23 protein-coding genes are annotated in these 25,253 nt (G+C 51.8%); 10 read left to right on the top strand and 13 right to left on the bottom strand.

Annotated features, from left to right (window positions below):
• Nucleotides 1–155: 155 nt before the first annotated feature.
• Both ACN0R1_RS15355 and ACN0R1_RS15350 read right to left on the bottom strand, forming a co-directional pair.
• Nucleotides 156–2,078, bottom strand: coding sequence for a methyl-accepting chemotaxis protein (locus ACN0R1_RS15355; protein ID WP_417584414.1), 1,923 nt, complete (start codon nt 2,076–2,078; stop codon nt 156–158).
• A 49-nt stretch (nt 2,079–2,127) separates the two neighbouring features.
• Nucleotides 2,128–2,967, bottom strand: a complete 840-nt coding sequence (locus tag ACN0R1_RS15350; RefSeq protein ID WP_417584412.1) for a DeoR/GlpR family DNA-binding transcription regulator — start codon at nt 2,965–2,967, stop codon at nt 2,128–2,130.
• 61 nt (nt 2,968–3,028) lie between these two features.
• On the opposite strand from ACN0R1_RS15350, the gene ACN0R1_RS15345 reads away from it, so the two are divergent.
• From ACN0R1_RS15345 to ACN0R1_RS15325, 5 genes are read left to right on the top strand one after another with little or no spacing between them, the layout of a single operon-like run.
• Nucleotides 3,029–4,009: an ABC transporter substrate-binding protein gene (locus tag ACN0R1_RS15345; protein ID WP_417584410.1), complete on the top strand. Its 981-nt coding sequence runs from the start codon at nt 3,029–3,031 to the stop codon at nt 4,007–4,009.
• Nucleotides 4,010–4,015: 6 nt separating this feature from the next.
• On the top strand, nt 4,016–5,719 hold the full coding sequence (locus ACN0R1_RS15340; RefSeq protein WP_417584408.1) for an ABC transporter permease: 1,704 nt from the start codon (nt 4,016–4,018) through the stop codon (nt 5,717–5,719).
• The gene (locus tag ACN0R1_RS15335) at nt 5,707–6,783 is read left to right on the top strand and encodes an ABC transporter ATP-binding protein (protein ID WP_417584406.1); all 1,077 of its coding nucleotides are present in this window, start codon (nt 5,707–5,709) and stop codon (nt 6,781–6,783) included. Before ACN0R1_RS15340 ends, ACN0R1_RS15335 begins: the two co-directional genes overlap by 13 nt.
• On the top strand, nt 6,780–7,838 hold the full coding sequence (locus ACN0R1_RS15330) for an MBL fold metallo-hydrolase (RefSeq protein ID WP_417584404.1): 1,059 nt from the start codon (nt 6,780–6,782) through the stop codon (nt 7,836–7,838). The genes ACN0R1_RS15335 and ACN0R1_RS15330 overlap by 4 nt, the downstream gene beginning before the upstream one ends.
• A 28-nt stretch (nt 7,839–7,866) precedes the next feature.
• On the top strand, nt 7,867–8,265 hold the full coding sequence (locus ACN0R1_RS15325; protein WP_417584402.1) for an HAD family acid phosphatase: 399 nt from the start codon (nt 7,867–7,869) through the stop codon (nt 8,263–8,265).
• A 104-nt stretch (nt 8,266–8,369) separates the two neighbouring features.
• Here ACN0R1_RS15325 and ACN0R1_RS15320 read toward each other — a convergent pair whose 3' ends face one another.
• Nucleotides 8,370–8,738, bottom strand: coding sequence for a thiol-disulfide oxidoreductase DCC family protein (locus ACN0R1_RS15320; protein ID WP_417584400.1), 369 nt, complete (start codon nt 8,736–8,738; stop codon nt 8,370–8,372).
• 169 nt (nt 8,739–8,907) lie between these two features.
• Here ACN0R1_RS15320 and ACN0R1_RS15315 point away from each other — a divergent pair, with 169 nt between their 5' ends.
• Genes ACN0R1_RS15315 through ACN0R1_RS15300 form a run of 4 tightly spaced genes read left to right on the top strand, consistent with a single transcriptional unit; the run spans nt 8,908 to nt 14,143 of the window.
• Nucleotides 8,908–10,098, top strand: a complete 1,191-nt coding sequence (locus tag ACN0R1_RS15315) for a thiamine pyrophosphate-dependent dehydrogenase E1 component subunit alpha (protein WP_417584398.1) — start codon at nt 8,908–8,910, stop codon at nt 10,096–10,098.
• The gene (locus ACN0R1_RS15310) at nt 10,091–11,068 is read left to right on the top strand and encodes an alpha-ketoacid dehydrogenase subunit beta (RefSeq protein WP_417584396.1); all 978 of its coding nucleotides are present in this window, start codon (nt 10,091–10,093) and stop codon (nt 11,066–11,068) included. Before ACN0R1_RS15315 ends, ACN0R1_RS15310 begins: the two co-directional genes overlap by 8 nt.
• Nucleotides 11,069–11,094: 26 nt before the next feature.
• A complete protein-coding gene (locus tag ACN0R1_RS15305; protein WP_417584394.1) occupies nt 11,095–12,297 on the top strand; it encodes a 2-oxo acid dehydrogenase subunit E2 in 1,203 nt (400 codons plus the stop codon).
• 1 nt (nt 12,298) lies between these two features.
• A complete protein-coding gene (locus ACN0R1_RS15300) occupies nt 12,299–14,143 on the top strand; it encodes a protein kinase domain-containing protein (RefSeq protein ID WP_417584392.1) in 1,845 nt (614 codons plus the stop codon).
• 95 nt (nt 14,144–14,238) lie between these two features.
• Here ACN0R1_RS15300 and ACN0R1_RS15295 read toward each other — a convergent pair whose 3' ends face one another.
• A complete protein-coding gene (locus ACN0R1_RS15295; protein WP_417584390.1) occupies nt 14,239–14,424 on the bottom strand; it encodes a hypothetical protein in 186 nt (61 codons plus the stop codon).
• 149 nt (nt 14,425–14,573) lie between these two features.
• On the opposite strand from ACN0R1_RS15295, the gene ACN0R1_RS15290 reads away from it, so the two are divergent.
• Nucleotides 14,574–15,356, top strand: a complete 783-nt coding sequence (locus tag ACN0R1_RS15290) for a M48 family metalloprotease (protein ID WP_417584388.1) — start codon at nt 14,574–14,576, stop codon at nt 15,354–15,356.
• Nucleotides 15,357–15,472: 116 nt separating this feature from the next.
• Here ACN0R1_RS15290 and ACN0R1_RS15285 read toward each other — a convergent pair whose 3' ends face one another.
• Genes ACN0R1_RS15285 through ACN0R1_RS15245 form a run of 9 tightly spaced genes read right to left on the bottom strand, consistent with a single transcriptional unit; the run spans nt 15,473 to nt 25,251 of the window.
• The gene (locus tag ACN0R1_RS15285; RefSeq protein ID WP_417584386.1) at nt 15,473–16,264 is read right to left on the bottom strand and encodes an alpha/beta fold hydrolase; all 792 of its coding nucleotides are present in this window, start codon (nt 16,262–16,264) and stop codon (nt 15,473–15,475) included.
• A 32-nt stretch (nt 16,265–16,296) separates the two neighbouring features.
• Nucleotides 16,297–16,899 (bottom strand): phenylacetic acid degradation protein PaaY, encoded by a 603-nt coding sequence (gene paaY, locus ACN0R1_RS15280; protein WP_417584384.1) that lies wholly within the window; start codon nt 16,897–16,899, stop codon nt 16,297–16,299.
• A 37-nt stretch (nt 16,900–16,936) separates the two neighbouring features.
• The gene (locus ACN0R1_RS15275; RefSeq protein WP_417584382.1) at nt 16,937–17,698 is read right to left on the bottom strand and encodes an SDR family oxidoreductase; all 762 of its coding nucleotides are present in this window, start codon (nt 17,696–17,698) and stop codon (nt 16,937–16,939) included.
• Between the two features lie 41 nt (nt 17,699–17,739).
• A complete protein-coding gene (locus ACN0R1_RS15270; protein ID WP_417584380.1) occupies nt 17,740–19,650 on the bottom strand; it encodes an AMP-binding protein in 1,911 nt (636 codons plus the stop codon).
• A gap of 57 nt (nt 19,651–19,707) precedes the next feature.
• Nucleotides 19,708–20,592 carry a 3-hydroxyisobutyrate dehydrogenase gene (gene mmsB, locus ACN0R1_RS15265; RefSeq protein WP_417584378.1) on the bottom strand — a complete coding sequence of 295 codons (885 nt, stop codon included), beginning with the start codon at nt 20,590–20,592 and terminating at the stop codon, nt 19,708–19,710.
• 52 nt (nt 20,593–20,644) lie between these two features.
• The gene (locus ACN0R1_RS15260; RefSeq protein WP_417584376.1) at nt 20,645–21,748 is read right to left on the bottom strand and encodes an enoyl-CoA hydratase/isomerase family protein; all 1,104 of its coding nucleotides are present in this window, start codon (nt 21,746–21,748) and stop codon (nt 20,645–20,647) included.
• Between the two features lie 24 nt (nt 21,749–21,772).
• On the bottom strand, nt 21,773–22,549 hold the full coding sequence (locus ACN0R1_RS15255) for an enoyl-CoA hydratase (RefSeq protein WP_417584374.1): 777 nt from the start codon (nt 22,547–22,549) through the stop codon (nt 21,773–21,775).
• Nucleotides 22,550–22,558: 9 nt separating this feature from the next.
• Nucleotides 22,559–23,713 (bottom strand): acyl-CoA dehydrogenase family protein, encoded by a 1,155-nt coding sequence (locus tag ACN0R1_RS15250; protein ID WP_417584372.1) that lies wholly within the window; start codon nt 23,711–23,713, stop codon nt 22,559–22,561.
• 44 nt (nt 23,714–23,757) lie between these two features.
• On the bottom strand, nt 23,758–25,251 hold the full coding sequence (locus tag ACN0R1_RS15245; RefSeq protein ID WP_417584370.1) for a CoA-acylating methylmalonate-semialdehyde dehydrogenase: 1,494 nt from the start codon (nt 25,249–25,251) through the stop codon (nt 23,758–23,760).
• Nucleotides 25,252–25,253: the final 2 nt, after the last annotated feature.

Raw genomic sequence — 25,253 nt, 5'->3', positions numbered from 1 at the left:
ATCGAAGCTTGGTTTGGTCATGTGTCATCTCGTTTTTGCTTAGTTTATCGAAATGACACAGAATTCTGAACACTACCAGATTGGATTTTTATTGTGTGGTTTATTTTCTTCAGCAGACGCCAAAGACGCCCCCTTACGAGGGCGTCTTCACCAGATCAATCGATCCGGTAACGACCTACTTGTGCTTCAATCTGCTCAAAGGCATGCTGAAACTCTACAGTAGACGCGTCCACTTCTTTGAGGGTATTCAGGTTATGCGTGGCCAGATCACGGATACGCACGATATTTTGGTTGATATCACTCGCGACCTGACTTTGCTCCACTGCTGAGCTGGTAATTTCAGCCGTCACTTGCTGCACTCCAGTCAGACTGGTAACAATTGCACGAAACGATTCTCCAGCCTCAGATACCAACTCAACATTGGTATTCACCAATGACTGGTTATCCTGCATTAGCCCCACGGCCTGATTCACACCGGCGTCTAAGCGTTCGATCATGGCACGAATTTCATCGGTTGATTGCTGTGTCCGGCCAGCCAAGGCACGGACTTCATCAGCCACCACGGCAAACCCTCGTCCTTGATCACCTGCTCGAGCCGCTTCGATGGCCGCATTAAGCGCCAACAAATTGGTTTGTTCGGCCACCGCACGGATGACTTCCAGCACCGAAAATATCGCTTGACTGGCTGAACGTAACTCTTCAGTCACCTGCACCAGGCTATCACTGTGTGTTGACTGATCAGTAATATTATTGCTCAGTTTAGCCAGCGACAAACTCCCTTCTTCAGCTCGGCTGCTGGCATCACGGGTGGCATGATCAGCCTGCTGTGCATGGGCGGCAACCCCTTCAGCGGTACACGCCATTTCATTAATGGCAGTAGCGACCAATTCAGTTTCACTGTCCAGTTGATCCGCCGCGGAAACTGAACTGGCTGCTCGATGGTGCAAGGATTCTAACGATTCCACCACGCTGTGCATGGATTGGCGAATACTGCGAACCATCTCCTGCAAGCGTGCCAACATGCGGTCAAAGCCGCGACCGAGGTCACCAATTTCATCACGGCTCCGGGGATTGAAGCGCTGGGTCAGATCAGACTCACCTTCCGTAATCCCGGAGAGTACTGCCACCGTCTGGTTTAACGGTAGAATGACCTGCCGCCGTATCAACATCCCTAATACCACCATAATGACTAGCGCCCCAGCCAATATTGACAGTACAGTCTGCAGCGAGTTACCCAGGGCGATGGCTCTGACTTCCTGCGCAGAAATTCCCGTAGCAATCTGATACCCCCAAGGCGCAAAGGTAGATGTTTCAACTCGCCAATCACCTGGCGAACTGATAATGTCTGTCACCTCTGTCTCATCCATATGCCCTGAATGCAGCCTGACACGTCCCTGACCATCCAGTAGCGCAATGAACCCCTCTTCAAGAATGCGGGTACGTTGAATCACCTCAGCAAGTGCATTCAGATCGGCTGAGTAGCCCACATACCAGATCCCCATAACATCTCCTGCCGCATTATGAATGGGTTCATAACCGGTCAGAAACGGATTGCCGAGAATATCCACCTGCCCATAAAAGGCACGCCCTTCGCGGTTAGCTTTGATCGCCGCGCCCTGGGGAGCCAACAAGGTGCCAACAGCACGCTCACCCTGATTAATCACATTCGTGGAAACACGCACAAAATCATCACCACTTCTGGAAAAAAGCGTCGCGGTGCCGCCCATCACCGCGGTAACCCCATCCACCAGATCAAAGCGATTTGCCTGAGGAATATCACCTAACAGGAGTTCGGGTACGCTCTGACCATTCACATCGATCAGTTCCCCCTGGCTCGCTTCGCCTAATGATTGCCCTCGCTGTATCAGCAAACGCATACTGCTACGCACCCGCTCCGACATAATGCTGTCAGTCACAGAGAGTAACGAGGTAACATTCGCGACAGCTTTCTGTCTGAGCGACTCAGCAATAGCTTGTGTCTCGATGCGCTGATTCAGAAAAGTGGCCACCACGGCGACCAATGCCACCAAAGCCATCAGAGAGCCAAGCATAAAATAGATCTTTTTTTGTAAAGACATTTGGATACCTACAGCTACGACTAGAACAATGAATGAATACCCAACCCTTTCAATAAATCAGCCGAACAGCCTCGGCTGATAAATGGTTGCGTAATGCGGGAAGAGGCGGTTGATCCATAACAACAATATTATAATCAGTCAGGTGCCCTGCACTACAACTTGCTTCGGTATCGAATTTCGAACTGTCCAATAGCAAAATGCGTTGTCGAGCATTCTCCAGCAGTGCTTCGCGGGCCATGACTTCTTCTGTATTGTAATCAAAAAGCTGCCCCTGTCGACTCATCCCACCCACAGAAACTATGCCGACATCAACCCGAAAGCGTGAAAAAAAGCGTAACGCGTCGCCACCAACAACATCCTGATCACGCTTGCGCACCACGCCACCCGCGATAATCAACTCGCAATCCGGGTGGTGACACAGAGGTGTCACCGCATGCAGATTATTGGTCATCACTCTTAGACCCTGTCGCTCTCTGAGCAAAATGGCAAGTTGCTCTACCGTTGTGCCAGTCCCCAGAAACAGGCTCTGGTAATCACTAATCAGTGTCAGGCAGTGCTCAGCAATCAGCTGTTTGCCACTGCGGTTAACAATCTGCCGCTGTTCATATTCAACATTTTCACGGCCGGGGAAAGGCGATGCACTGCCATGATGGCGCATCAACAACCCCCGATTCGCCAGAATCCGGACATCATTGCGAAGGGTTTGTACTGACACACCAAAGCGTTGCGCCAAAGACTCTAAAGGCTGCCGACCCAACTGATTAATCAGTGCAACGATCTGCTGTCGACGTTGTGTGGTATTCATCATGATACTGACCCACTGCAGAATTCGAAAATAAAAGTCATGAATGCGAAAACTTAATGCATGCAAACGAAAGCTTAATGTCACTTTATTGTCATTTGATGACACTAGGCTATGTACTTCAATTGATTCAATCGGAGATGCGGAAATGTCTTACCTGAAACTGCACAGATGGATACTCGCTACAGCCCTGGCCCTGCCAGGCGCGGCCTTCGCTCAGCAAACCCTGACACTCTATACCAGCCAACCCAACACCGATGCGCAAATGACTGTAGATGCTTTTACTCAAGCCAACCCTGACATCAAAGTTGACTGGGTACGTGATGGCACAACACAGCTAATGACCCGCCTGAGAGCGGAACTTAGCGCGGGTGTAACCAAGCCAGACTTATTATTGATTGCCGACAGCGTGACGATGGAATCTCTTAAGCGTGAGGGACTGCTGCAAGCCTATCTGAGCCCTGAACGTGTGCAGTACGATGCGGAACTTTACGATCCAGAAGGCTATTACTATGGCACCAAAATGATCACCACCGGGATTGCCTATCATACCCGTGCAGCGCAGCAACCTGAGCGCTGGCAGGATCTGGTGAATGAGCCATACCGTAATCAGGTGGCCATGCCCAGCCCACTCTATTCGGGTGCGGCATTGATTCATCTGGCCGCGCTGACCGATCACTCTGACCTGGGTTGGGATTACTACACCGCATTGAATCAGAATGGCGTCTCAGCACAGGGTGGCAACGGAGCGGTGTTAACAGCGATCACCTCCGGCACCAAACCCTACGGTGTAATTGTTGATTTCATGGCTATCCGTGAAGCCGCGAAAGGCTCCCCCATCCAGTTTATATTCCCAGAGGAAGGTGTTACAGCCGTAACTGAGCCAGTGGCTATTCTTAAAGATGCGGCGAACCCGGAAGCCGCTCAACGCTTTGTCGACTTCGTATTATCTGAAGCTGGTCAACAACTGGTGCAAGCACAAGGCTACCTGCCCGCCCGTGAGGATATCGCCCCACCTGAAGGCTTCCCGGCACGTAACGAGATCAAGTTGATCCCCCTGAATGCTGGCAAGGCGCTGGATCAAGCGGAAAGCAACAAGCAACGTTTCAGCGAGCTGTTTGGCGGATAATTCCGAATGATTGCACACTTTCAATACCTACGCAGCCAGCAACGCTGGCTGCTTATTTTACTGCTGATCCTCACCAGTCTGCTGACGTTGATGCCGACCATGCGTCTGTTGATTGAAGCCCTGCAAGGCTGGCAGTTAGGTAGTGCCTCGCCGATGATGCAGGTGCTGCAACAACCGGCTACCTGGCGGGCGCTGTGGCACAGTTTGTATACCTCAGGTCTGGGTACCTTGATAGCGGTTGTGCTTGGCTGCCTGTTTGCCTTCACCCTGACCCTGACCAATATCCGCGGCAAAAGTCTGTTGGTCTTTTGCTTTATGCTGCCGATGATGATTCCACCACAGGTCACAGCATTGAGTTGGCTTCAGCTGACAGGACCCGGAAGCCCACTGTTGAATACCCTGGGTATTGCACCAGCACTCGGCTCTCCGCAGCCGCTCTATTCAGCAGAAGGCATTGCACTGTTGCTGGGCATCCAACATGCACCACTGGTGTTTCTGGCACTGCGTAGCAGTTTAATTCATCTGCCACGTGACCTGATCGAAGTGGCACGTATTAGTGGTGCCCGCCAACATAAAATCTGGATCGATATGATCCTGCCACTCAGCCGCAATGGGCTGATTGCCGGTGCTTCCATCGCCTTTGTGTCCGCTCTGGGTAATTTTGGCATTCCAGCCATGCTGGGGATCCCGGCGTCCTACTATGTACTGCCCACGCTGATCTACCAGAAAATGTCTGGCTTCGGTACCAGCGTACTGCCTGAAATCGCCTCATTATCCGTTTTGATCGGCGTCCTGGCACTTATGGGTGTCATGCTGCAACAGCAGATGTTGAAACGCAGCCGTTTCAGCCTGCTGGGGCACAGTGGCCGGAGCCAGGATTTTGTACTCGGCCGCTGGCGGTTGCTGTTAGAGATAGTATTGGCGTTAGTACTGGTGTTGATTCTGGTCGCACCGCTGGTGGCCTTGGTGACCAGTTCTTTAGTACCAGCCATGGGCGTACATCTGAACTTTACTAACCTGAGTTTTGCCGCCTATCAGGAGATGGTTGGTCGTCAGGGTGTCACCCTACGGGCTTTCAGCAACAGTTTGTTACTGGCAGGTGGTGCGGCCCTACTGCTGATGCTGCTGGCGACACTGTTGGCTTATTTGATGCAAAGTCTGCCACAGCGGGCCCGCTCCGCGCTCACCAGTATGATTGAGATCCCCTATGCCCTGCCTGGCGTTGTATTAGCGATTGCCTGCATCCTGCTGTTCGCCAAACCCATCCCCCTCCTCAACCTGACACTTTATGGATCGCTGGGAATTATTTTTATCGCCTATCTGGCGCGTTTTCTGTCCGTCAGTCTGAAACCCATAGTAGCCAGCTTTAGCGAACTGGACCCCAGCCTTGAAGAAGCCGCCCGCATTTCTGGGGCCAGCACCCTGCGTCGTCTAGTCGATATTCTTCTGCCGCTTATCGCGCCGGCCGTTTTTGCAGGCGGATTACTGGTATTTCTGACGGCTGTAAATGAGTTAACGGTTTCGGCGCTGTTGTGGAGTGCCGGTAAGGAAACCCTCGGCGTATTGATCTTCAATCTCGATCAAAGTGGCGACAGCATTCTCGCGTCTGCCATTGCCGTGTTGGTGGTGCTGATGGTCGCAGCGATTATGTTACTGCTGAGCCTGCTGGCCAAACATTTACCCAAAGGAGTCATCCCATGGCAGAACTGATTCTAAATCAGGTATCCAAATATTACGGCCAGTCAGCGGCTGTCAAACAGCTCAGCCTCACTCTGCCCGAAGGTGAGTTCATTGCCCTGCTCGGTCCCAGCGGCTGCGGCAAAACCACTACCTTGCGCATGCTGGCCGGTTTCGAAACCCTGTCTGAGGGGCAAATACACCTGAACGGCAACTGCCTGGCACGTCCTGGATGGCAAGTACCGACCGAATCACGCAATATGGGGATGGTGTTTCAGTCCTATGCCCTCTGGCCGCATATGAGTGTGGCGGATAATGTCGGCTACCCTCTGCGTCATCGTGGTATTCGCGGTCAGGACTATCAACAACGGGTCAAAGACGCCTTGCAGATCGTACAGCTGGAAGGATTAGCTCAGCGTATGCCCCAGGATCTTAGTGGTGGGCAACGACAACGCGTGGCCTTGGCTCGCTGTCTGGTTACAGATCCCGATGTGGTACTGCTAGACGAGCCCCTGGCGAACCTGGATCGCCATCTGCGCGCTTCCATGGAGGAGAGTTTTCGCGAATTCCATCAACGTACCGGCGCAACGCTGGTGTATGTCACCCATGATCAATCCGAAGCCATGTCATTGGCAGACCACATCGCCGTCATGCACCAGGGTGAACTGGTACAGTGGGCCACACCCGCAAGCCTCTATCAAACCCCCAGAACTGAGTGGATTGCCAGCTTTATTGGGCAAGGCAGCATTGTGCATCTACCGGGAGTAAAATCGGGAGTGAGCTTATCCCAGACTCAACTCACCCAGCTCAGCCAAGCTACTCGCCGGTCACAGACAACTCCGGTACTGATCAGGCCCGAACATATCCGACTGCATCTACCAGACGCTACTCAAAGTGACACTCAAGACGAGGCTCTCCCCGAAAGCCACTTGCACGCCAGAGTAGAGCGCTGCGTATTTCGGGGTGAGCGCCATGAAATTCAGTTGCGACTACCTACTGGCGAATCACTCACCGGCTATCACCCTCAGGGCATCACTGAAGGTAGTGTGATTCAGTTAAGTCTGTTGCAGGGCTGGAGTCTGGAGTCCGCGGCATGAGTGTGCGAGTACATATTCTCAGCGGTCTGGACGCCAAAGCCCCCGCCGCAATACGTATTGATGTGAAGGGTCGCACACTATTGCTGGATGCCGGCGGCCCACTGCAAGCCGATGAACCCTGTGATTGGTACCTGGATCAAAGCCCGGATGCCATCCTGATCACCCATGATCATGTCGACCACATAGGTGCAGTTCGCTGGCTACCAGAAACGATTCCGCTTTACTGTACACCGACCGTTGCCCAGAGATTGCCCGCAGGTCGACGCTGGCATCCACTACCCAGGCAAGGCACAATCACCATTGAGGGTATCAATATTACCTGTGGGCTGGCGGGTCACTCTCTCGATGGCATCTGGCTGCACCTGGATATTGCCGGAGGGATTTTCTACAGCGGTGATTTCAGTTTTGAATCGCTACTCTACCCTTTCAACCGCCCACCCCGGGCCGCATTGGCACTGTTAGACGCCTCTTACGGTCTCTACTCAGTCGACCAACCAACCTGCCGCGATGCCCTGCAGGCCAAGTTGAACCGAGCCAGTTTATTACCAGTACCGCCCTCTGGGCGTGCACTGGAACTGGCCCTCTGGTGCCAGACACTTGAACTGCCCTGGACATTCGACCCCGCATGCCATAAATTTCATGCTGCGTTGCAGGGTTTGCCTGCCAACCTGCTAAAACCCGGCATTCATCAGCAATTGGCTCAACTCGTTCCACGGCCCTGGGACACACCAGAAAATCCAGATCTGGCCTTGGTACGCCTGGCGGCCGATGCTGAAGGTATCACAGGTGAAGCTGGTCGACTGATCAGTGACCCCAACTATACTGGCCAGGTGATATATACCGGTTACACACCACCCAAGGCGCGTGCCGATATCACCACTGGTCGGGCCGAATGGTGCCGCTGGAATGTTCACCCAGGCTTGCCGTGTATCCAGTCACTCGCCGATACCTTGCAAGCTGAACAGCTAGTACCCTTGTTCTGCCCACTGGATCGCGATGGCTGGCAAGCATCACTGGGCAAGCGCTTATGTACTAGTCCTATTATTCATCTCTAACAACATCACATAAGGAAGATACTTTATTATGAACACGGTTATCGTCGACGTAGACGGCACTCTGGCAGAGTTCAATCCACAGGAAGTACACCACTGGGTGTTGGGCGACGAAAAGCACTGGGACCCCTTCTTTGCGCACATGGCAGATGCTAAGCCCATCGAACCCATCTGTCAGTTAGTCAAACTACTGAAACAGCAAGGGCAGCAGATTGTCATATGCAGTGGTCGTCCGGATAGCCACCGCCAACATACCCTGGATTGGCTCATCCAGTATGACATTCCGTTTGATGCGGTGTTTCTGCGTGGACATGGCGAGGATCAGGAGAAGGATGAAGTGGTTAAATCCAGACTGCTAGACCAGATACGAGCTGAAGGCTTCAATCCCTGGCTGGTATTGGATGATCGTGACAGTGTAGTCAGTGCATAGCGATCACTTGGACTGACCTGTCTGCAATGTGCACCGGGTGATTTCTAATCAGTGTACTACTGGCCTGAGAACTGTTGGTCTCAGGCTATATCTGACACTGGCGCTTACGCAGCCCCCCGAAAGCGCCAACTTGCCCAAAGGCTGTAGCCTAGTTTTGCAAAGGAATAGATTCCAGGTAGTGATAAAACTGCGGGGAGCACGCGCCACCCGGCTGCTTTCCAGTAATACAGACTGGCATCCAGGCCCACCAGAAAACCCTCCCCGGTCCATACATGGATTTGGCGCATCATCTGAAGCTTATCAACACCCTGCCATTCGCTGAATGTCGGCTGATTAATATCCACCAACAACATTTTTCCCGCGAGTGGCTGCGCAAGATGAGCGATTTCACGCTGGCATAGGCGACAGCCTCCATCGTAAAACAAACGGGGTGTTGTCAATGTGACTGAGAGGCTTGCTTGGCTAGTTTTCATATCAGTCTGTACGCTGGGTAACCTGCTTCGGAGCACTACAGATTGAAAGTTTCTTTACATAATAAGCAGACAGGGCTAGATTTTAACACTGTATAGATGGTGATCCCGTCATACACCATAGCTACTGACAAAATCAGTAGATATAACAATAACAACAAGAAGGTTTATTATGAGTGATAAACGCGAAACCGATGCACTGATCGTGCATAAACCGGTGTTTTTTGACGCAACCTCCCTGCATATCCCCACCCTGCGGATATTGCGTGAAGATGGCACCCTCTACCCCGATGCAGTCCTGCCCGATTTAGACCAGGAACTTGCCTTAAAAATCTACGATACGTTTTTATTTATCCGAGCCCTTGATGAGCGCATGCTGGCCTCACAACGCCAGGGGCGGATTAGTTTTTACATGACTGAAACCGGTGAAGAAGCCGCTGACATAGGCAGTGCCGCTGCCCTTGCTGATGACGATATGATCATGGCGCAATACCGTGAACAGGGTGCATTGGCCTTTCGTGGCTTTACCCCGGATCAGTTTATGAATCAGATTTTTTCCAACGAAAAAGATCTGGGCAAAGGGCGACAGATGCCGATTCATTACGGCTCTCGTGAACTGCACTACATGACAATTTCCTCACCTTTGGGAACCCAATTGCCTCAGGCAACCGGTTATGCCTTTGCCTTTAAGGCACAACAGAAAGCCAACTGTGTCATCTGTTATTTCGGCGAAGGTGCAGCATCCGAAGGCGACTTTCATGCGGCGCTGAATATGGCTGGGGTGTTTAAAGTACCGGTGATTTTTTTCTGCCGTAACAATGGGTATGCCATTTCCACACCCGCTCATGAGCAATACGCCGGTGATGGCATTGCGCCACGTGGGATAGGTTATGGACTGAAAACCATCCGTGTCGACGGCAATGATGTACTCGCGGTGTTAAAGGCCACCCAGGACGCTCGTAAACTGGCGGTTGAGCAGCATCAACCCGTCCTGATTGAAGCCATGACCTACCGCCTTGGCGCGCACTCCAGTTCGGATGATCCCAGCGGCTATCGAAACAAGTCTGAAGAAGATACCTGGCGGGCGAAATGCCCAGTGCTGCGCTTTAAGCACTGGCTGGTGCAACAATCCTGGTGGGATGAAAACCAGGATGTGCAGCGAAAACAATTACATCGGGATGCGATCATGGCCGCGATGAAAAAAGCCGAGAAAGTTGCACCTCCGCCACTGGATGACCTGTTTACCGATGTCTATGACACCCTGCCCTGGCACCTGCAGGAGCAACAGGCTGAGCTGATCAGCCACATTCGTAAGTATCCGCAGGCCTATGTTAAAACAGCAGGGAGGCTGGGCGATGAGTAAAATGAACCTGTTACAAGCGATCAATAATGCCCTGGATATTGCCATGTCCACGGATGAATCCGCCCTGTGCTTTGGTGAAGATGTCGGTCATTTTGGCGGGGTGTTCAGAGCCACCAGCCATCTGCAAGATAAATTCGGCAAACAACGCTGCTTTAACACACCGCTGACCGAACAAGGGATTCTGGGGTTTGCCAACGGCCTGGCCGCGCAGGGTATGACGGCGATTGCCGAAATACAGTTTGCTGATTACATTTTTCCGGCATTTGATCAGATCGTCAATGAAACCGCCAAATTCCGCTACCGTTCAGGGAATGAATTCAATGTCGGCGGGCTCACCATTCGCACTCCCTATGGCGGTGGCATTAATGGCGCTCATTATCACTCACAATCGCCAGAAGCCTATTTCACCCACACCCCCGGATTGAAGATTATCGTGCCTCGCAATCCTGAGCAGGCCAAGGGCTTGCTCCTGGCCGCGATACGCGATGACAATCCGGTGATCTTTTTTGAACCCAAAAAACTCTACCGCGCCTCTGTCGGTGAGGTGCCGGATGAAGATTACCAACTGCCTATCGGACAGGCCGAGATAGTGCGCCAAGGCAAGGACATCACATTACTGGCCTGGGGTGCCCAGATGGAAGCCATCGAAAAAGCCGCCGATCTGGCTGAAAAGGATGGTATCTCCTGTGAGCTGATTGATTTGCGCACCCTGCTGCCCTGGGACAGAGAAACGCTAGCCAACTCGGTACGCAAAACGGGACGACTGATCATCAACCATGAGGCGCCTAAAACCTCGGGTTTTGGTGCGGAGATTGCGGCCAGCATTCAGGAAAGCTGCTTTTTGCACCTGGAATCACCGATCCTACGCGTTACCGGTCTGGACACGCCCTTCCCCTTAGCACTGGAGAAGGAATACATGCCTGATCACCTGAAAACCTATGAAGCCATTAAAGCCAGCGTAAATTATTAATTTACCGATTCGGTTTGGAGTAACCCATGAAAATAGATTTTATCCTGCCTGATATTGGTGAAGGCATCGTAGAGTGTGAACTGGTTGAGTGGCGTATCAGTGAAGGTGAAACAGTCACAGAAGATCAGCCTGTAGCCGATGTTATGACAGACAAAGCCCTGGTTGAAATCACCTCCATGTACACCGGTGTTATCAGCAAATTGTATTACCAACAAGGTGATATTGCTCAAGTGCACCAGCCACTGTTTGAGGTCGAAGTTGAAGCTGAACAGCCTCAGCAAACTGAAGCCGCCAGACCCGCACCCACCCAGTCATCAACGCCTAACGCGGATAGTAGCGATCTGGCCAACAAGCCCATCGCCAGTCCCGCCGTCAGGCGCCTGGCTAGGGAAATGGAGCTGGATCTCGGTGCAATTGAGGGTAGCGGAAAAAACGGACGCATTTACAAAGAGGACCTGTTAGTACAGGAAAAAACTGAAAACACATGCGTCGTCACGGCAAGTACAGCCGTTCAGTCACCAGCCACAGTAGCCATCAAAGGGATCAAAGGGATCAAAGCGATGATGGCAAAACAGATGCAGGATTCCGTCAGCAGCATCCCGCACTTTACCTATGTCGATGAGCTGGATGTCACCCAGTTGGAGGACGCCAGACAGACACTCAAACCCGTTTTTGAAGCCGAGGGGTTACGCCTGAGCCTGATGCCACTGTTTATCAAAGCATTATCGCTGGCTCTGCAACAACACCCCCTGCTCAACAGTCGTGTGAATGATGACTGTACCGAGATTATCTACCAGACGGATCACAATATCGGCTTTGCTGTGGATACCCCAACGGGACTATTAGTGCCTAACATCAAAGCGGTGCAGAGCTTGAATCTGGTTGAGATCACTCAACAGTTAAATCAGCTGATAGATGCCGCCAGACTGGGTAAGCTGACATCCCAACAGATGAAAGGCGGCACCATTACCCTGTCCAATATTGGTGTTATGGGCGGTACCGTTGCCACACCCATTATCAATAAACCGGAGGTCGCCATCGTGGCGTTAGGTAAGATACAAAGACTCCCCCGCTTTGATGCTGATGACCGAGTTACAGCCCGAAACATCATGCAGATCAGTTGGTCAGGAGATCACCGTATCATCGAGGGAGCCAGCATGGCGCGCTTCTGCAACACCTGGAAAGCGTATCTGGAAAACCCGCTTAGCATGCTGACCGAGCTGCGCTAGGATGACGCGTCCGTTGCTGCAACAGTTCTATATCAACGAAGAACAGTCGATCTATCTGATGAGCCATGAAGATGCTCAGAAGATTAAAGACTGGGTACAGCTTTGTATGGACCAACTCAGCTTACTGGGTTTTTCTGATATAGAATTCATCGGCAAGGGCGCGTATGGCTTTGTGTTTGCAGGCCGCTCCCATGAGCTAACAGATTACGTATTCAAATTTTCGCGCATCAATTTACCCCAGGCGGTTCAGGACCGACTTGAAGATGAGGCCTGGATGCAAAGCCAGGTTTTACACCCAGGTATTCCCGCCGTGAGTGAATACACCCGCATTTCAAGACAGTCCGTATTGATGATGGAACGTGCTCCCGGCATGGACCTGGAAGCCTATTCGGTACAGCAAGGACGCCTTTCCCCTCGACTCATCATCAAAATCGCCGCTCAGCTAGTCGATATACTGGTAGCGTTACGCACATTCAAAATCAATGATCAGTTAGCCCCTATCGTGCATGGCGATATCAAACCCTCCAATATTGTCTTCAACCCCGCGGATGAAAGCATCAAACTGATCGACTGGGGATCGAGTGTTTTTGCACAACTGGATAGCGATGGTCAACCTGTCTCCCCGCAAGGATTGCGTTTTTTCAGCGAAGATTTACATACAACCAATGCCAGACTGGGGGATGTGTATTTTATCGGCGATGCGCAGCTCAATGGCGGATTAAGCTCGCCACACTTTGATGAACAGGGCCTGGCAGGGACACTCTATGCGCTGGCCTCAGGTCAGGGCTGTCGCTACGGTTTTTCTGCCATCCCGGTGACAGCCCTGGGGCTGCCGCAAGCCTTTGCGATCACCCTGCAGACCCTACTGGCTGGCAGTGATGAGGACAAAATACAAGCGGGTAATTACTTGATCTCGCAGATGCCCTATATCAAGAAATGGGTTATTCCAGAACTGGACGTACCCGTTGAAAAGCCAGCCATTCCCATCTGGATTTTCCAGGATCAACTGAACATGGAAACCGTGGTGTACACCTCTCGCAAAAGCTTTCTTCGCGAAGCTCATCAAGACCCGGAGCTGCTGGTGGATGTCGATGATGTAGAGCTGGAGAAGTACTATAAAAACTTCATGCACGGCATGGGACGCACCGAACGCGCATTTCTCTGTGCGATCAGTCGCCTGGGTAAATACCCGGTTCTAGGTGGACTGGCGATCCGCTGGGAGGACGATGACATTTTTATCGACTCCAGTTTGAACCTGCAAGCGCCCGCGTTGAAGCAGCCCTTTATCACTGCCGTAAACACCATGGTCACGCTAGCACGCGCGATCCACCGTGAAGGCGTGTTTAAATGCTGTTTGTTTGATGCCAAGAACACCCTTCATCTTCAACGCGAAAATGACCAGCAGCCGTTTGTTCCTCCGGCTGGGATGATGATTCCGTTTGACGTGACGCAAGCACCACTGAATGAAGACAGCAGCCGTAACCATTCTTATTTTGAAGATGGACAGGACCCGGATGAGCTATTGCAGCTACCCCAAAGCATCATGCAGGAAATTGCACTTCTGAATGAAATTCGCCACACCGGCCTGATTATTTTTGAAGCCTTGCCCACACATCTAAAAATTCACAACTACTACGTATTACTAGATCCTAGCAGAGAAGCCGACTTTACCGCCGCACTACAACGCATCGTCAAATCGCTCCCTGACATAGACGGTCTAGGCGTATCCGGTTTTATGAAAATGCCCTACAAAAACACCCGTGAGTTCAGTCGACAAACCCGCGTTGCTGATCACTTTTATCCCAAAAACCCTAAGGCCAAAAATTCAAGGGGTCAGCCAGCTTGATCTTGAGTTGATGAAGGGAAATCCGGGCACCTTCCAGGCATCAGGTTTCTTGATCTAATCCCTAGCTTAGTATTTGGCAAACGTTCCAAATCACGTTATAGTTTGCCCGCTGCCATCAGGAAGTAGCCAACCTCATGTAAATCATCGACATGGGTGTCATTCAACAAGGAGTGTTTTATGGGCAAGCCCTCTGTACGTTTAGGCGAAAACCACACACCTGTCCAGCTGTCACCAGTAAAATCCCTCATATCGGCGATGCCATTTCCAGTGGCCCTAGCCATGTATTAACTCGAACTCTAGCCATGCGTGAACATTGATGAAATTGGTATCAATCCATGAATCTTAAGCATGGATAAGGTAAGTAATCCTGCAGCTGATGCAGTAACCGTAAATTGAAATAAATGGATCAATGGAAAAAAGGAGAAACAACATGTACGTAAAAAAACGCTTTTCTAAAGTAGCTGGCCTCACCATGGCATTGATTGTGGGGAGTGCATCACTGACCTTGGTGGGCTGTAAAAGCTCGGGCGTGAATATGCAGGGTATGGTTTCATCAGGTATGGGATTGGCAAAAGCAGTTTCTTTGACTGATGAAGATATGCAGCAAATTGGAGATCAAACGATTGCTCAGCTAGATAGCTCCAATCAAGTGGCATCCAGTCAAAGTGCCTATGCTAAACGACTGGCTCAACTGGCCGCGCCATGGCAGCAGGTTGAAGGTATCTCGTTAGAGTATAAAGTGTACATGGATCCTGAGGTTAACGCCTTTGCTGTCCCCAATGGCTCTATCCGCTTTTACAGTGGACTGATGGATGAAATGACTGATGATGAAGTGCGTTATGTCATTGCTCATGAAATAGGTCATGTGGTGTTGGGGCATTCAAAAACAGCTTTCCAGACAGCATATGCCGCCTCATCAGCGCGACAAGCGGTGGCGGCAAGTGGTAATTCTGCAGCGGCAGCACTCACCTCCTCAGAGTTAGGTGACTTGGGTGAAAAGCTGATTAATGCACAATTCTCTCAGCGTAATGAAAATGAAGCCGATGATTTTGCAATTAAACTCATGCAGGCATCGAATTATAATGCGGCGGCAGCTGTCAGTGCTTTACGTAAAATTGAGAGCAAGTACGGCAACCATCGCAGTCTTTTTTCCAGCCACCCAGCATCGGGAGATCGTGCTAAGCGCCTGGCGGCTCAGCTTGATATTCGCTAACAGGGGTCTTTAGTCTCATCGGCCTTTCTTGCCATAAGCGTTCTGGAAGTGGAAGAAAGGTCGATTCGTTTTACCCTAGTGTACTGGATGTTAATCAGCAGGTAAGAGCCGAAGTTCTAGGACTGAATAAAGTCAGCAATCAAATCCAGCACCATCTCAGGCTGTTCAGCATGAGGCAGATGACCACACTGCTGTAGTATCACCTGTTCAACGCGACCATTTACGCCTGCGGCTATATGCCGGGGGAAGGCAACCGACCCATACTCATCGTTATCACCGTGAATAACCAGAACGGCTGAGTTAATTTGCGGCAGACAGGGATCGATACGCCAGGAGCGAAACGCAGGCGACAGCCAGGCTCCAGTCCAGGCATCCAGCACCCAGCGCGCTTTTTCACCATGCCATTTCACCAGCTTGTTAAACGCGGCAGCTTGTGCGAACTCTAGCTGCGCAGCACGTATCCCCTCCAGGGTACGCTCCTCAACAAACGCCTGAGCCGCCAGGGTAATCGTGGCTTCGCAGGCTTCAGCCTGAGTAGCTGCAATCGTTAACGCCATCACCCCACCCACACTATGACCGAGCAAACAAAAGCGGGTGATGTCCATCGCCTGACACAACACCGGGAAAATAACCTCAGCCTCCTCAACAATAAAATTTGCTGAGGGCAAGGCACTGCGTGCACTCGACTGACCGAAGCCCAGGCGGTCGTAGGCTATCACTGGGCGCTGAAGCTGTTGCGACAGATGTAACGGAAAGCCACGCCACTGGCCCACACTGCCGAGCGAATCATGCAACAGCACCAGGGGCACAGCAGACCGGGGCTCTGCAGGCTGCCATTGGCGCACAAAAATACGCCCTCCTGGCACATCGACAAAACGGTCTTCAATCAAGTTATGGTTAACGGCCATACACAACGCGGCTCAACTCATGATTAGTCAATCTACAACTGGGCATTTTTCTGCTTAGGCTTCAGATCACCGGCATCGATCCGGGGACGATTCGCTTCAACCTGACTCAGAGGTTCGCAGACTTCCAGACTTTCCAGACAACGTTCGGTCAGGCGCTGATAAGCCCCTGTTCCTTCCTGTTTCCAGGCGATCTCCTCATCTGACAAACGGCGCAAGACTTTTGCCGGAGCCCCGACGATCAGCGATGCCTCGTCACAGCTGAAGTTTGCTTTGACAAAAGCGGTTGCCGCCACGATACAGCGGGCACTGATCACCGCACCATCCATCACCACAGCATTCATACCAATCAGTGCATCCTCTCCGACGATACAGCCATGCAACACAGCTCCATGACCGACATGGCCATTGGTTTCAATCACTGTATCTGTACCAGGAAAACCGTGCATGACGCAGGTATCCTGCAGGTTTGAACCTTGCTTGAGAATAATGCGGCCAAAATCGCCACGCAAACAGGCGTTAGGACCGACATAACAGCCCGGGCCTACCTGGACATCACCGATCAGTACAGCTGTTGGGTGAACATAGGCAGATGGGTCCACAACTGGAGTAACACCATCAATTCGATAACAGGGCATAAACAACCCTCCGAGGGGGTTAAATTAATATCGGCACTTAAATGCGCAGGCCACCATCCATTTCAATAATCCTGCCAGTGAAAAAATCATTTTCAATAATGTACTGCAGGGTATGCGCCATTTCACTGACCTCTCCCAAACGCCGCAAGGGGACGGCTGTCAGCATGCGCTCAATCGCTTCGGGTTTCATTTGCGCAGTCATATCCGTAGCAATCACACCCGGCGCTATTCCGCCTACACGAATACCGTAACGGGCCAGCTCTTTGGCCCAACTGACGACCAGGGTTGCGACACCGGACTTGGTGGCCGAATAGTTGGTTTGACCGGCATTGCCTGCCCGGGACACAGAAGAAACGTTAACAATCACCCCGCCTTCACCCTGTTCAGCCATAATAGCCGCGGCTTCACGGCCACATAAAAAACTGCCGGTGAGGTTCACATTGATTACATCACTCCATTGCTGCAGTGACATTTTATCAACCAGCTTGCCGTCTTTAAGTTTTATCAGCATACCATCACGCATCAGACCGGCATTATTCACCAGTCCATGTAGCCTGCCAAAATCTGATCGTATATGTGAAAAAGTACTTTCTACCTGAGACTCATCAGTAATATCACACACATAACCTTGAGACTTCACACCTAATCCAGCCAGCTGATCAGCGGTGTTTTTAAGTGCATCAGCATCCAGATCTATCAAAGCCACATGGGCACCCAAGGTGGCCAGATGGCTAGCCATACCCGCCCCTAGCCCTCTGGCACCGCCGGTAATCACAAACACTTTTTGTTTAATTTGCATAATTTATTTCCTCAGTACAGCGGAGCTGTCCGCTGCAGTAACTAGTTGTTGCTCACAGCCGCTTCAATAAATCCGGCCGCTATCAGCGCGTGTTCAACCTCGGGTAAAATACTGGCATCATCAATAGTTGAAGGCATGGCATAGTGTTCATTGGCCGCAATTTTACGCAATACAGCCCGCAGGATTTTACCTGAGCGGGTTTTGGGCAGCCGTGCGACTACGATAGCCCGGTGAAAACAGGCCAGGGCACCCACCTGCTCCCGAACCATATGCACCAACTGCGCTTCCAGTTCAATATCACTGATATCGGCATCGGCTTTCAGCACCACCAGAGCAACAGGCAACTGGCCTTTCAGCGGATCGTTAACACCGATTACAGCACACTCTGCTACCTGTGGGTGGGCAGAGACCACCTCTTCCATTTCACCGGTTGATAAGCGGTGACCCGCCACATTAATGACATCATCGGTACGTCCGGTGATGTAGATATAATCGTCATCATCTTTATAACCGCCATCACCGGTGTGATAGTAACCTGGAAAAGCTGTCAGATAGGCTTGTTTGAAGCGCTCAGCATTGTTCCAGATACTCCAGGCAAAGCCCGGTGGCAGCGGTAACTTGATACAAATATTTCCGGCTTCATTGGCGGGCATTTCATGACCTTCACCATCCAGCACGCGGATATCATAGCCAGGTATCGCCTTATTAGTGGAGCCTAAACGTGCGGGTGAGGGATCTGGCCAACCCATCATTGGAGCCGTCATCGGCCAGCCTGATTCGGTTTGCCACCAGTGATCCAGCACCGGCACCGATAACAGCTCACTTAGCCACTGGTAGGTGCTGCTATCCAGCTTTTCGCCAGCAACAAAAATCCAGCGCAGACTACTCAGGTCATACTGTTTAGCCAGGTCGCCCTGCGGGTCTTCCTTACGCACGGCGCGGTAGGCTGTCGGGGCGCAAAACATCGAATTAACCCGGTACTCACTAATCAAACGCCAGAAGGCTCCGGCATCCGGTGTACGTACAGGCTTGCCTTCATAAAATATTGAGCTACAACCACCCATCAACGGGCCATAAACAATAAATGAATGGCCAACCACCCAGCCAATATCAGAAGCTCCCCACCATACATCGCCAGCTTGCATGCCATACACATGCTGCAGTGCATATTTCAAAGCAACAGCATACCCTCCTGTATCACGCACTATACCCTTGGGCTGACCGGTAGTGCCGGAGGTATACAGGATGTAAAGCGGATCCGAGCCTTTAACCGGCACCGCCGCAGCCGGTTGCGCGCCTTCCTGAAACGCATACCAGTCCAGATCCCGTGACGAGTTCAGGTCAGCCTGCAATCTGGGGCGTTGACAAACAATGGTGTACGCAGGCTTATGCGCTGCCAGCTCAATCGCCTTATCAACCAAGGGTTTGTACGCCAGGGTTTTGTCAAACTCGATACCACAGGAAGCGGTTAAAATAAGCTTGGGTTCGGCATCATCAATACGGATGGCCAGCTCATTGGCGGCAAAACCGCCAAAAACCACGGAGTGAACCGCACCAATCCGTGCACAGGCCAACATCGCCACCGCCGCCTCAGGGATCATCGGCATATAGATAACCACCCTGTCACCCTGAGAGACACCCAGCCGCTGCATGGCTCCAGCAAACAGCTCAACCTGTTGTAACAAGGCGGTGTAGGTAATCGCTTCTTTGGTCTGAGTAACTGGCGAGTCGTAATACAGCGCGACCTGATCCCCACGGCCTTCAGCAATCTGAACATCCAAAGCCAGGTAACTGATATTCAGTTCACCATCGGCAAACCAGTTATACGTGCCATAATCTGTCTCGCCCAACAGCTGTTCAGGGGCTTTAAACCAGCTCAGCGCCCGGGCTTGCTCTGCCCAGTAAGACTCGGGATCACTCAAGCTTGCCAGATAGGCCTGCTCATAAGACATAGTCCACCTCTATTATTGTTATTTTTCTGGTACCTTCGGTTTAGGGGCACAGGCGTTTTACTGGTACAGCCGAATCAAACTGGAGAAATCCAACCCGCCATTACCCTGGCTCTTATGCAGATTAAACAGCGCTCGGGCAGCTGAACCCATGGGCGTAGCTGAGGCACTTTGTTGACTTAAATCCATCGCCAGCCCCAGATCCTTAAACATCAGATCCACCTGAAAACCACCCTGGTAATCACGTGACGCCGGCACATTGTCCATAACACCCGGAACCGGGTTATACACCTGCAACGCCCAGTTATTACCGGAGCTTTGTTTCATAATGTCTGACAGTACGGCTGGATCCAGGCCATTCTTGACCCCCATACTCAGGGCTTCACAGGTTCCCGCCATAAGGATAGCCAGCATCATGTTATTGCATGCCTTGGCAATCTGACCGGCGCCATGATCCCCGGCATGAAAAATATTTTTTCCCATCGCCTCTAGCACTGGTAAGGCGGTGGCATACTGCTCGGCTGAGCCACCCACAATAAAGGTCAGGGTGCCAGCCTGCGCACCACCGACCCCTCCTGATACCGGCGCATCGATAAAATCAATCTGCCGTTGCTGAGCGGCGGCGGCAATTTCACGCGCGGTATGTACATCGATGGTGGAGCAATCAATCACCAGCGCACCGTCTTCCAGATGTTCAAACAACGGCGCACCACCCTCAAGTAACAGGCTTTTAACATGTTTACCGGCGGGTAGCATGGTAATCACCATCGCCGCGCCCTTAACCGCATCCTGCGCTGATTGAGCTTGTTGACAGCCCGCGGCTGTCGCCGCTGATAGCGCCTCAGCTGACAGGTCAAATGCCTGTACCCTGTGACCGGCTTTTGCCAGGTTAGCGGCCATTGGGCCACCCATATTGCCTAAACCGATAAATCCTATTGTTGCCATAACATATAACCTCTTGTTGTTTTTATACGGCTGTTCACTAATGAGTCACTAACTACAGATTCTGCAAGGGATGCGCCCCTGACCAGGGGGATTCAAACAAGGCATCGATAAATGCAGGATCAACGGCTTCAACCGATGCATAGGTCCATTTGGGTTGATTGTCCTTATCCACCAGCAACGCACGCACGCCTTCCGGAAACTCACGATGACGACAGCACTGTACAGAGAGATTCAGTTCTTGCTGAAACACCTCTTTTAGCGACAGGTGTCGGCAATGCTGCAGTTGACGAGCGATCATATGAACCGAAACAGGGCTGCCCTGCTGCAGGGCTTTTTGTGCCCGCAACACCCATTTATCGTCTGTTTCGATAGCCAGTAGCGCAGCCTGAATTTCAGCCACAGAGTCCTGATCCATCAACTGACGTATTAAGCCTTGATGGGCTTTAATCGGTGCCGGCATATCGGCAAAAGTGGCAGCCGATTCGGCTTCCAGTTCACGCAGGATTGCATCGATAACCTGCGTCGCCGGTAGCTGCCAGCTGGATGCCTGCAGGCGCTGCATCAGGGTGTCACGCAGATCCTTGCGCACGGCCCGGTCTCCAAGCCCTAAAAACAGTGCATCAGCCGCATTGATGGGATTACCTGTGAGCCCTAAAAATAAACCGGTCTTACCGGGCATACGGTTCAGAAACCAGCTGCCACCCACATCCGGGTAGAGTCCGATGGTGATTTCCGGCATTGCCAGATAAGAGGTTTCGGTCACTACCCGGTGACTGCAGCCACTGAGCAATCCCATACCGCCACCCATAACGATGCCACTGCCCCAGCAAATCACCGGCTTGGGGTAAGTATGCAGGGCATAATCCAGTTGGTATTCACGGGTAAAAAAGTCTTCCGGAAAACGGCTGTTGGTTTCTTCAGTAATGGCACGGTAGAGCTTGACCACATCACCGCCAGCACAGAAGGCTTTTTCCCCGGCACTGTCGAGAAATACAGCGCTAATGCGCGGATCATCCCGCCACTTTTGCAGCTGCGGTAACATCAGATCGATCATATCCAGTGTCAGCGCATTGAGACTTTTTTCGGCATTCAGGCGAATTTCAGCAATACACTGATCACCCGCCGTAGGGTGTTCAAAAAACAGGACACAACTCATCTGCGGCTCCTTGTGTGCAGCATCTCAACGATTTTTCCACTGGGGTTTACGTTTTTCCAGAAAGGCATTGACCCCTTCGCGCTGGTCTTCGGTTTTGAACAGATCAACAAACCACTCGCGCTCAAGAATATAGCCCTGTGCAAAAGGCGCATGGCGATTATTTTGAATCAGTTTTTTACAGGCGGTGACAGACGATGGGCTTTGTTGCCCGACCTGTTCAGCCAAGGCCAGCGCCTGGTTGAAGGCCTGGCCTTGTGGGACAACCTCTTCAACCAGACCTATCGACAGGGCTTTGGCGGCATCCAGCTGTTCACCACAGAGAATCATGCGCTTTGCCCAACCCTCACCTACTAACAGGGTCAGGTTTTGCGTTCCACCCGCGCAGGGCAGCAAGCCTACCTTGGCTTCAGGCAAGGCCATTTTGGCCTGCTCTTCGGCAATACGCAGATCACAGGCCAGTGCCACCTCCAGGCCACCACCCATGGCATAGCCGTTAATGGCGGCAATGGAGACCCCTCTGAAGCGGCTTAGGGTTTCAAAAGCCCGACCAAACAACACAGCCATATCGTGAGCTACTTCGCGATTGCCATCAGCAAACAGTTTCAGATCGGCACCCGCTGAAAAAAACTTGTCACTGGCGCTGGTTAGCACCAGACTCCAGATAGATTCATCCTCATTTAAAGCTTCTACAGTGTCGATCAGTGACTGCAAACTCTCTGCCGTCCAGGTATTGGCTGGCAAATTATTCATCGTCAAAATAGCGATGTGGCCACGCTTTTCCAGTAACAATGCGTCAGTCATGCCTTTCTCCTAAAATTCACTATCAGTATCCGCCAATAAACGGCGGCCTATAATCACCCGCATGACCTCATTGGTCCCTTCCAGAATGCGGTGAACCCGGGTATCTCTAACAAAACGCTCCAGCGGGTACTCTTTGATATAGCCATAACCACCAAATAATTGCAGTGCTTCATCACAGACTCGAAAGCCCACATCGGTAGCAAAGCGCTTGGCCATGGCGCAATAAGTGGTGGCATCCACATCCTGACGGTCCAGTTTACTGGCGGCCAGCCGCACGAGTTGACGTGCAGCAACCAGCTCGGTGGCCATGTCGGCCAAACGGAACTGCAGCCCCTGAAAGTCGCCAATCTGCTTGCCGAACTGCTTACGTTCCAGCAGATAGTTTCGTGCCAGATTCAATGCCTGCTGCGCCGTACCCACCGAACAGGACGCAATATTAATGCGCCCACCATCCAGACCTTTCATCGCCAACACAAACCCCTCACCCTCATCACTAAGCAGATGAGTAGCAGGTACTTTCACGTCATCAAAGGTAATCATGCGGGTAGGCTGAGAGTTCCAGCCCATTTTGTCTTCACAACGGCCATAGTTGATGCCTTCACTGTGCGCATCCACCACGAAGGCGGAAATACCCCTGGCACCTGGACCGCCGGTACGCGCCATCACCACCAGCACATCGGTACTGCCAGCACCCGAGATAAATACCTTACTGCCATTCAACACATAGTGGTCGCCATCACGTTGAGCGGTGGTTTTTAAGGACGCCGCATCAGAACCCGCATTGGGTTCGGTGAGGCAGTAGGAGCCCAGTTTCTCTGCACTGACGAGTGCCGAGGCATAGGCATCCAGCACCTCCGGCTTGCCAAAACTGGTTACCATCCAGGTGACCATGTTATGAATGGTCAGATAGGCTGTCGTTGAGGTACAGCCCATCGACAGGCGTTCAAAGATAATGCTGGCATCCAGACGGCTTAAGCCAAGCCCTCCTACGGCTTCGGGTGCGTAGATAGATGCAAAGCCCATTTCACCCGCTTTGCGTATCACATCCAGCGGAAAAAATGAGGTTTGATCCCACTCGGCCGCATGCGGCTCAAGCTCATTACGTGCGAAAACCGTCGCCATATCGGCAAAGGCAATCTGATCTTCATTCAGTTCAAAATCCATTCCTACCTCCACAGGCACCCTGTGCCAATTGCGCAATCCAGGTTTTATTTCAGCTGAATGGTCATATTCGGACCGGTTGCCAGATCATCTTCAAACCAACGTGCGGTCACGGTTTTGGTCTCGGTATAGAAACGTACCGCTTGCTTGCCATAGGCATGCTGATCGCCGTAGAAAGACTTGCGCCATCCGGTGAAGGAGAAAAATGGCAGTGGCACAGGCACCGGTACATTGATGCCGACCTGACCCACCTGAATTTCATGCTGATACTTGCGTGCAGCCGCCCCGGATGCGGTGAAGATCGACGTGCCATTGCCGTAGGGATTGGCATTGATCAGCGCGATAGCGTCTTCGATATTGTCGACTTCCATGGCTACCAGCACCGGGCCAAAAATCTCATCCCGATAGATAGACATATCAGTGGTTACGCCACTGAAAAAGGTAGGCCCGACCCAGTTACCATCCGGGAAACCTTCAACAGTGCAATCGCTACCATCAAGCAGGCACTCTGCACCGGCATCTTTGCCTTCCTGAATGTATTGCAGCACCCGTTGTTTAGCCTGAGGGTTGATCAACGGCCCATAACCGGCCCCGGCATCATTCCAGGCACCCGGGCGAACCTTCGCCAGCGCATCACGCAATTCAGGTATCCACTGGCGTGCTTCACCGACGAAGACCGCAACCGAGATCGCCATACAGCGCTGACCCGCGGCACCTACCGAAGCACCTACCAGATTATTAATGACGTGGGATTTTTGCGCATCCGGCATAATCACCATATGGTTTTTGGCACCAGCAAAGGCTTGTACGCGTTTCATATGATCTGTGCCGGTTTTGTAAATATGCTCACCGACCGCAACCGATCCTACAAATGAAATAGCCGGGGTATCGGGATGGACTAACAACTGGTTTACAACATCTTTAGTACCGTGAACAACCTGCAACAAGCCTGCAGGTGCACCGGCTTCCTGAAACAGTTCGGCCAAACGCATCGGTGTCAGCGGATCCTGCTCTGAGGGTTTCAGCACAAAGGTATTACCACAGGCAATGGCCATCGGGAACATCCACAAGGGAATCATGGCGGGGAAGTTAAACGGCGTGATTCCCACACAAACGCCTAAAGGTTGGGTGTAGCTGTAGCAATCCACTTTACGGGCTACATTCTCAACCGTTTCACCCATACTTAAGGAAGCGACATTACAGGCATGCTCGACCACTTCAATACCGCGCCAGACATCACCCTTGGCATCCTCAAAGGTTTTCCCGGTTTCACTACTTAAGATAGTGGCCAGTTCATCATGATGCTCTTTTAACAAGGCTTGATAGCGCAGCATTAACCTGGCGCGTTCTGATACAGGGACTTCTTTCCAGATCTGAAATGCAGCTTTGGCGGCTGAAACAGCATCATCCACCTCTTGCGCAGTCGCACAAGGCACCTGTGCGATGACGTTTTGCGTGGCAGGATCGGTAACTGCAATCCACTCAGAGGTTCGGCTCTGAACCATTTCACCATTAATCAGCAGGGGTACTTGTTGTGTCATAG

It is taken from the genome of Nitrincola sp. (assembly GCF_048264025.1).
In the GTDB taxonomy this organism is placed as follows: domain Bacteria; phylum Pseudomonadota; class Gammaproteobacteria; order Pseudomonadales; family Balneatricaceae; genus Nitrincola.
This window is presented reverse-complemented; position numbering and strand designations above follow the sequence as displayed.

Excerpts from the sequence above, each read along its gene's own strand:
- ACN0R1_RS15275 (WP_417584382.1), bottom strand. The coding sequence starts at position 17,698 with ATGCAAATTAAACAAAAAGTGTTTGTGATTACCGGCGGTGCCAGAGGG.
- ACN0R1_RS15270 (WP_417584380.1), bottom strand. The coding sequence starts at position 19,650 with ATGTCTTATGAGCAGGCCTATCTGGCAAGCTTGAGTGATCCCGAGTCT.
- ACN0R1_RS15245 (WP_417584370.1), bottom strand. The coding sequence starts at position 25,251 with ATGACACAACAAGTACCCCTGCTGATTAATGGTGAAATGGTTCAGAGC.
- ACN0R1_RS15340 (WP_417584408.1), top strand. The coding sequence starts at position 4,016 with ATGATTGCACACTTTCAATACCTACGCAGCCAGCAACGCTGGCTGCTT.
- ACN0R1_RS15250 (WP_417584372.1), bottom strand. The coding sequence starts at position 23,713 with ATGGATTTTGAACTGAATGAAGATCAGATTGCCTTTGCCGATATGGCG.
- ACN0R1_RS15325 (WP_417584402.1), top strand. The coding sequence starts at position 7,867 with ATGAACACGGTTATCGTCGACGTAGACGGCACTCTGGCAGAGTTCAAT.
- ACN0R1_RS15305 (WP_417584394.1), top strand. The coding sequence starts at position 11,095 with ATGAAAATAGATTTTATCCTGCCTGATATTGGTGAAGGCATCGTAGAG.
- ACN0R1_RS15255 (WP_417584374.1), bottom strand. The coding sequence starts at position 22,549 with ATGACTGACGCATTGTTACTGGAAAAGCGTGGCCACATCGCTATTTTG.
- ACN0R1_RS15260 (WP_417584376.1), bottom strand. The coding sequence starts at position 21,748 with ATGAGTTGTGTCCTGTTTTTTGAACACCCTACGGCGGGTGATCAGTGT.
- paaY (WP_417584384.1), bottom strand. The coding sequence starts at position 16,899 with ATGCCCTGTTATCGAATTGATGGTGTTACTCCAGTTGTGGACCCATCT.
- ACN0R1_RS15310 (WP_417584396.1), top strand. The coding sequence starts at position 10,091 with ATGAGTAAAATGAACCTGTTACAAGCGATCAATAATGCCCTGGATATT.
- ACN0R1_RS15300 (WP_417584392.1), top strand. The coding sequence starts at position 12,299 with ATGACGCGTCCGTTGCTGCAACAGTTCTATATCAACGAAGAACAGTCG.
- ACN0R1_RS15345 (WP_417584410.1), top strand. The coding sequence starts at position 3,029 with ATGTCTTACCTGAAACTGCACAGATGGATACTCGCTACAGCCCTGGCC.
- ACN0R1_RS15285 (WP_417584386.1), bottom strand. The coding sequence starts at position 16,264 with ATGGCCGTTAACCATAACTTGATTGAAGACCGTTTTGTCGATGTGCCA.
- ACN0R1_RS15330 (WP_417584404.1), top strand. The coding sequence starts at position 6,780 with ATGAGTGTGCGAGTACATATTCTCAGCGGTCTGGACGCCAAAGCCCCC.
- ACN0R1_RS15295 (WP_417584390.1), bottom strand. The coding sequence starts at position 14,424 with ATGGCTAGGGCCACTGGAAATGGCATCGCCGATATGAGGGATTTTACT.
- mmsB (WP_417584378.1), bottom strand. The coding sequence starts at position 20,592 with ATGGCAACAATAGGATTTATCGGTTTAGGCAATATGGGTGGCCCAATG.
- ACN0R1_RS15315 (WP_417584398.1), top strand. The coding sequence starts at position 8,908 with ATGAGTGATAAACGCGAAACCGATGCACTGATCGTGCATAAACCGGTG.
- ACN0R1_RS15355 (WP_417584414.1), bottom strand. The coding sequence starts at position 2,078 with ATGTCTTTACAAAAAAAGATCTATTTTATGCTTGGCTCTCTGATGGCT.
- ACN0R1_RS15335 (WP_417584406.1), top strand. The coding sequence starts at position 5,707 with ATGGCAGAACTGATTCTAAATCAGGTATCCAAATATTACGGCCAGTCA.
- ACN0R1_RS15290 (WP_417584388.1), top strand. The coding sequence starts at position 14,574 with ATGTACGTAAAAAAACGCTTTTCTAAAGTAGCTGGCCTCACCATGGCA.
- ACN0R1_RS15320 (WP_417584400.1), bottom strand. The coding sequence starts at position 8,738 with ATGAAAACTAGCCAAGCAAGCCTCTCAGTCACATTGACAACACCCCGT.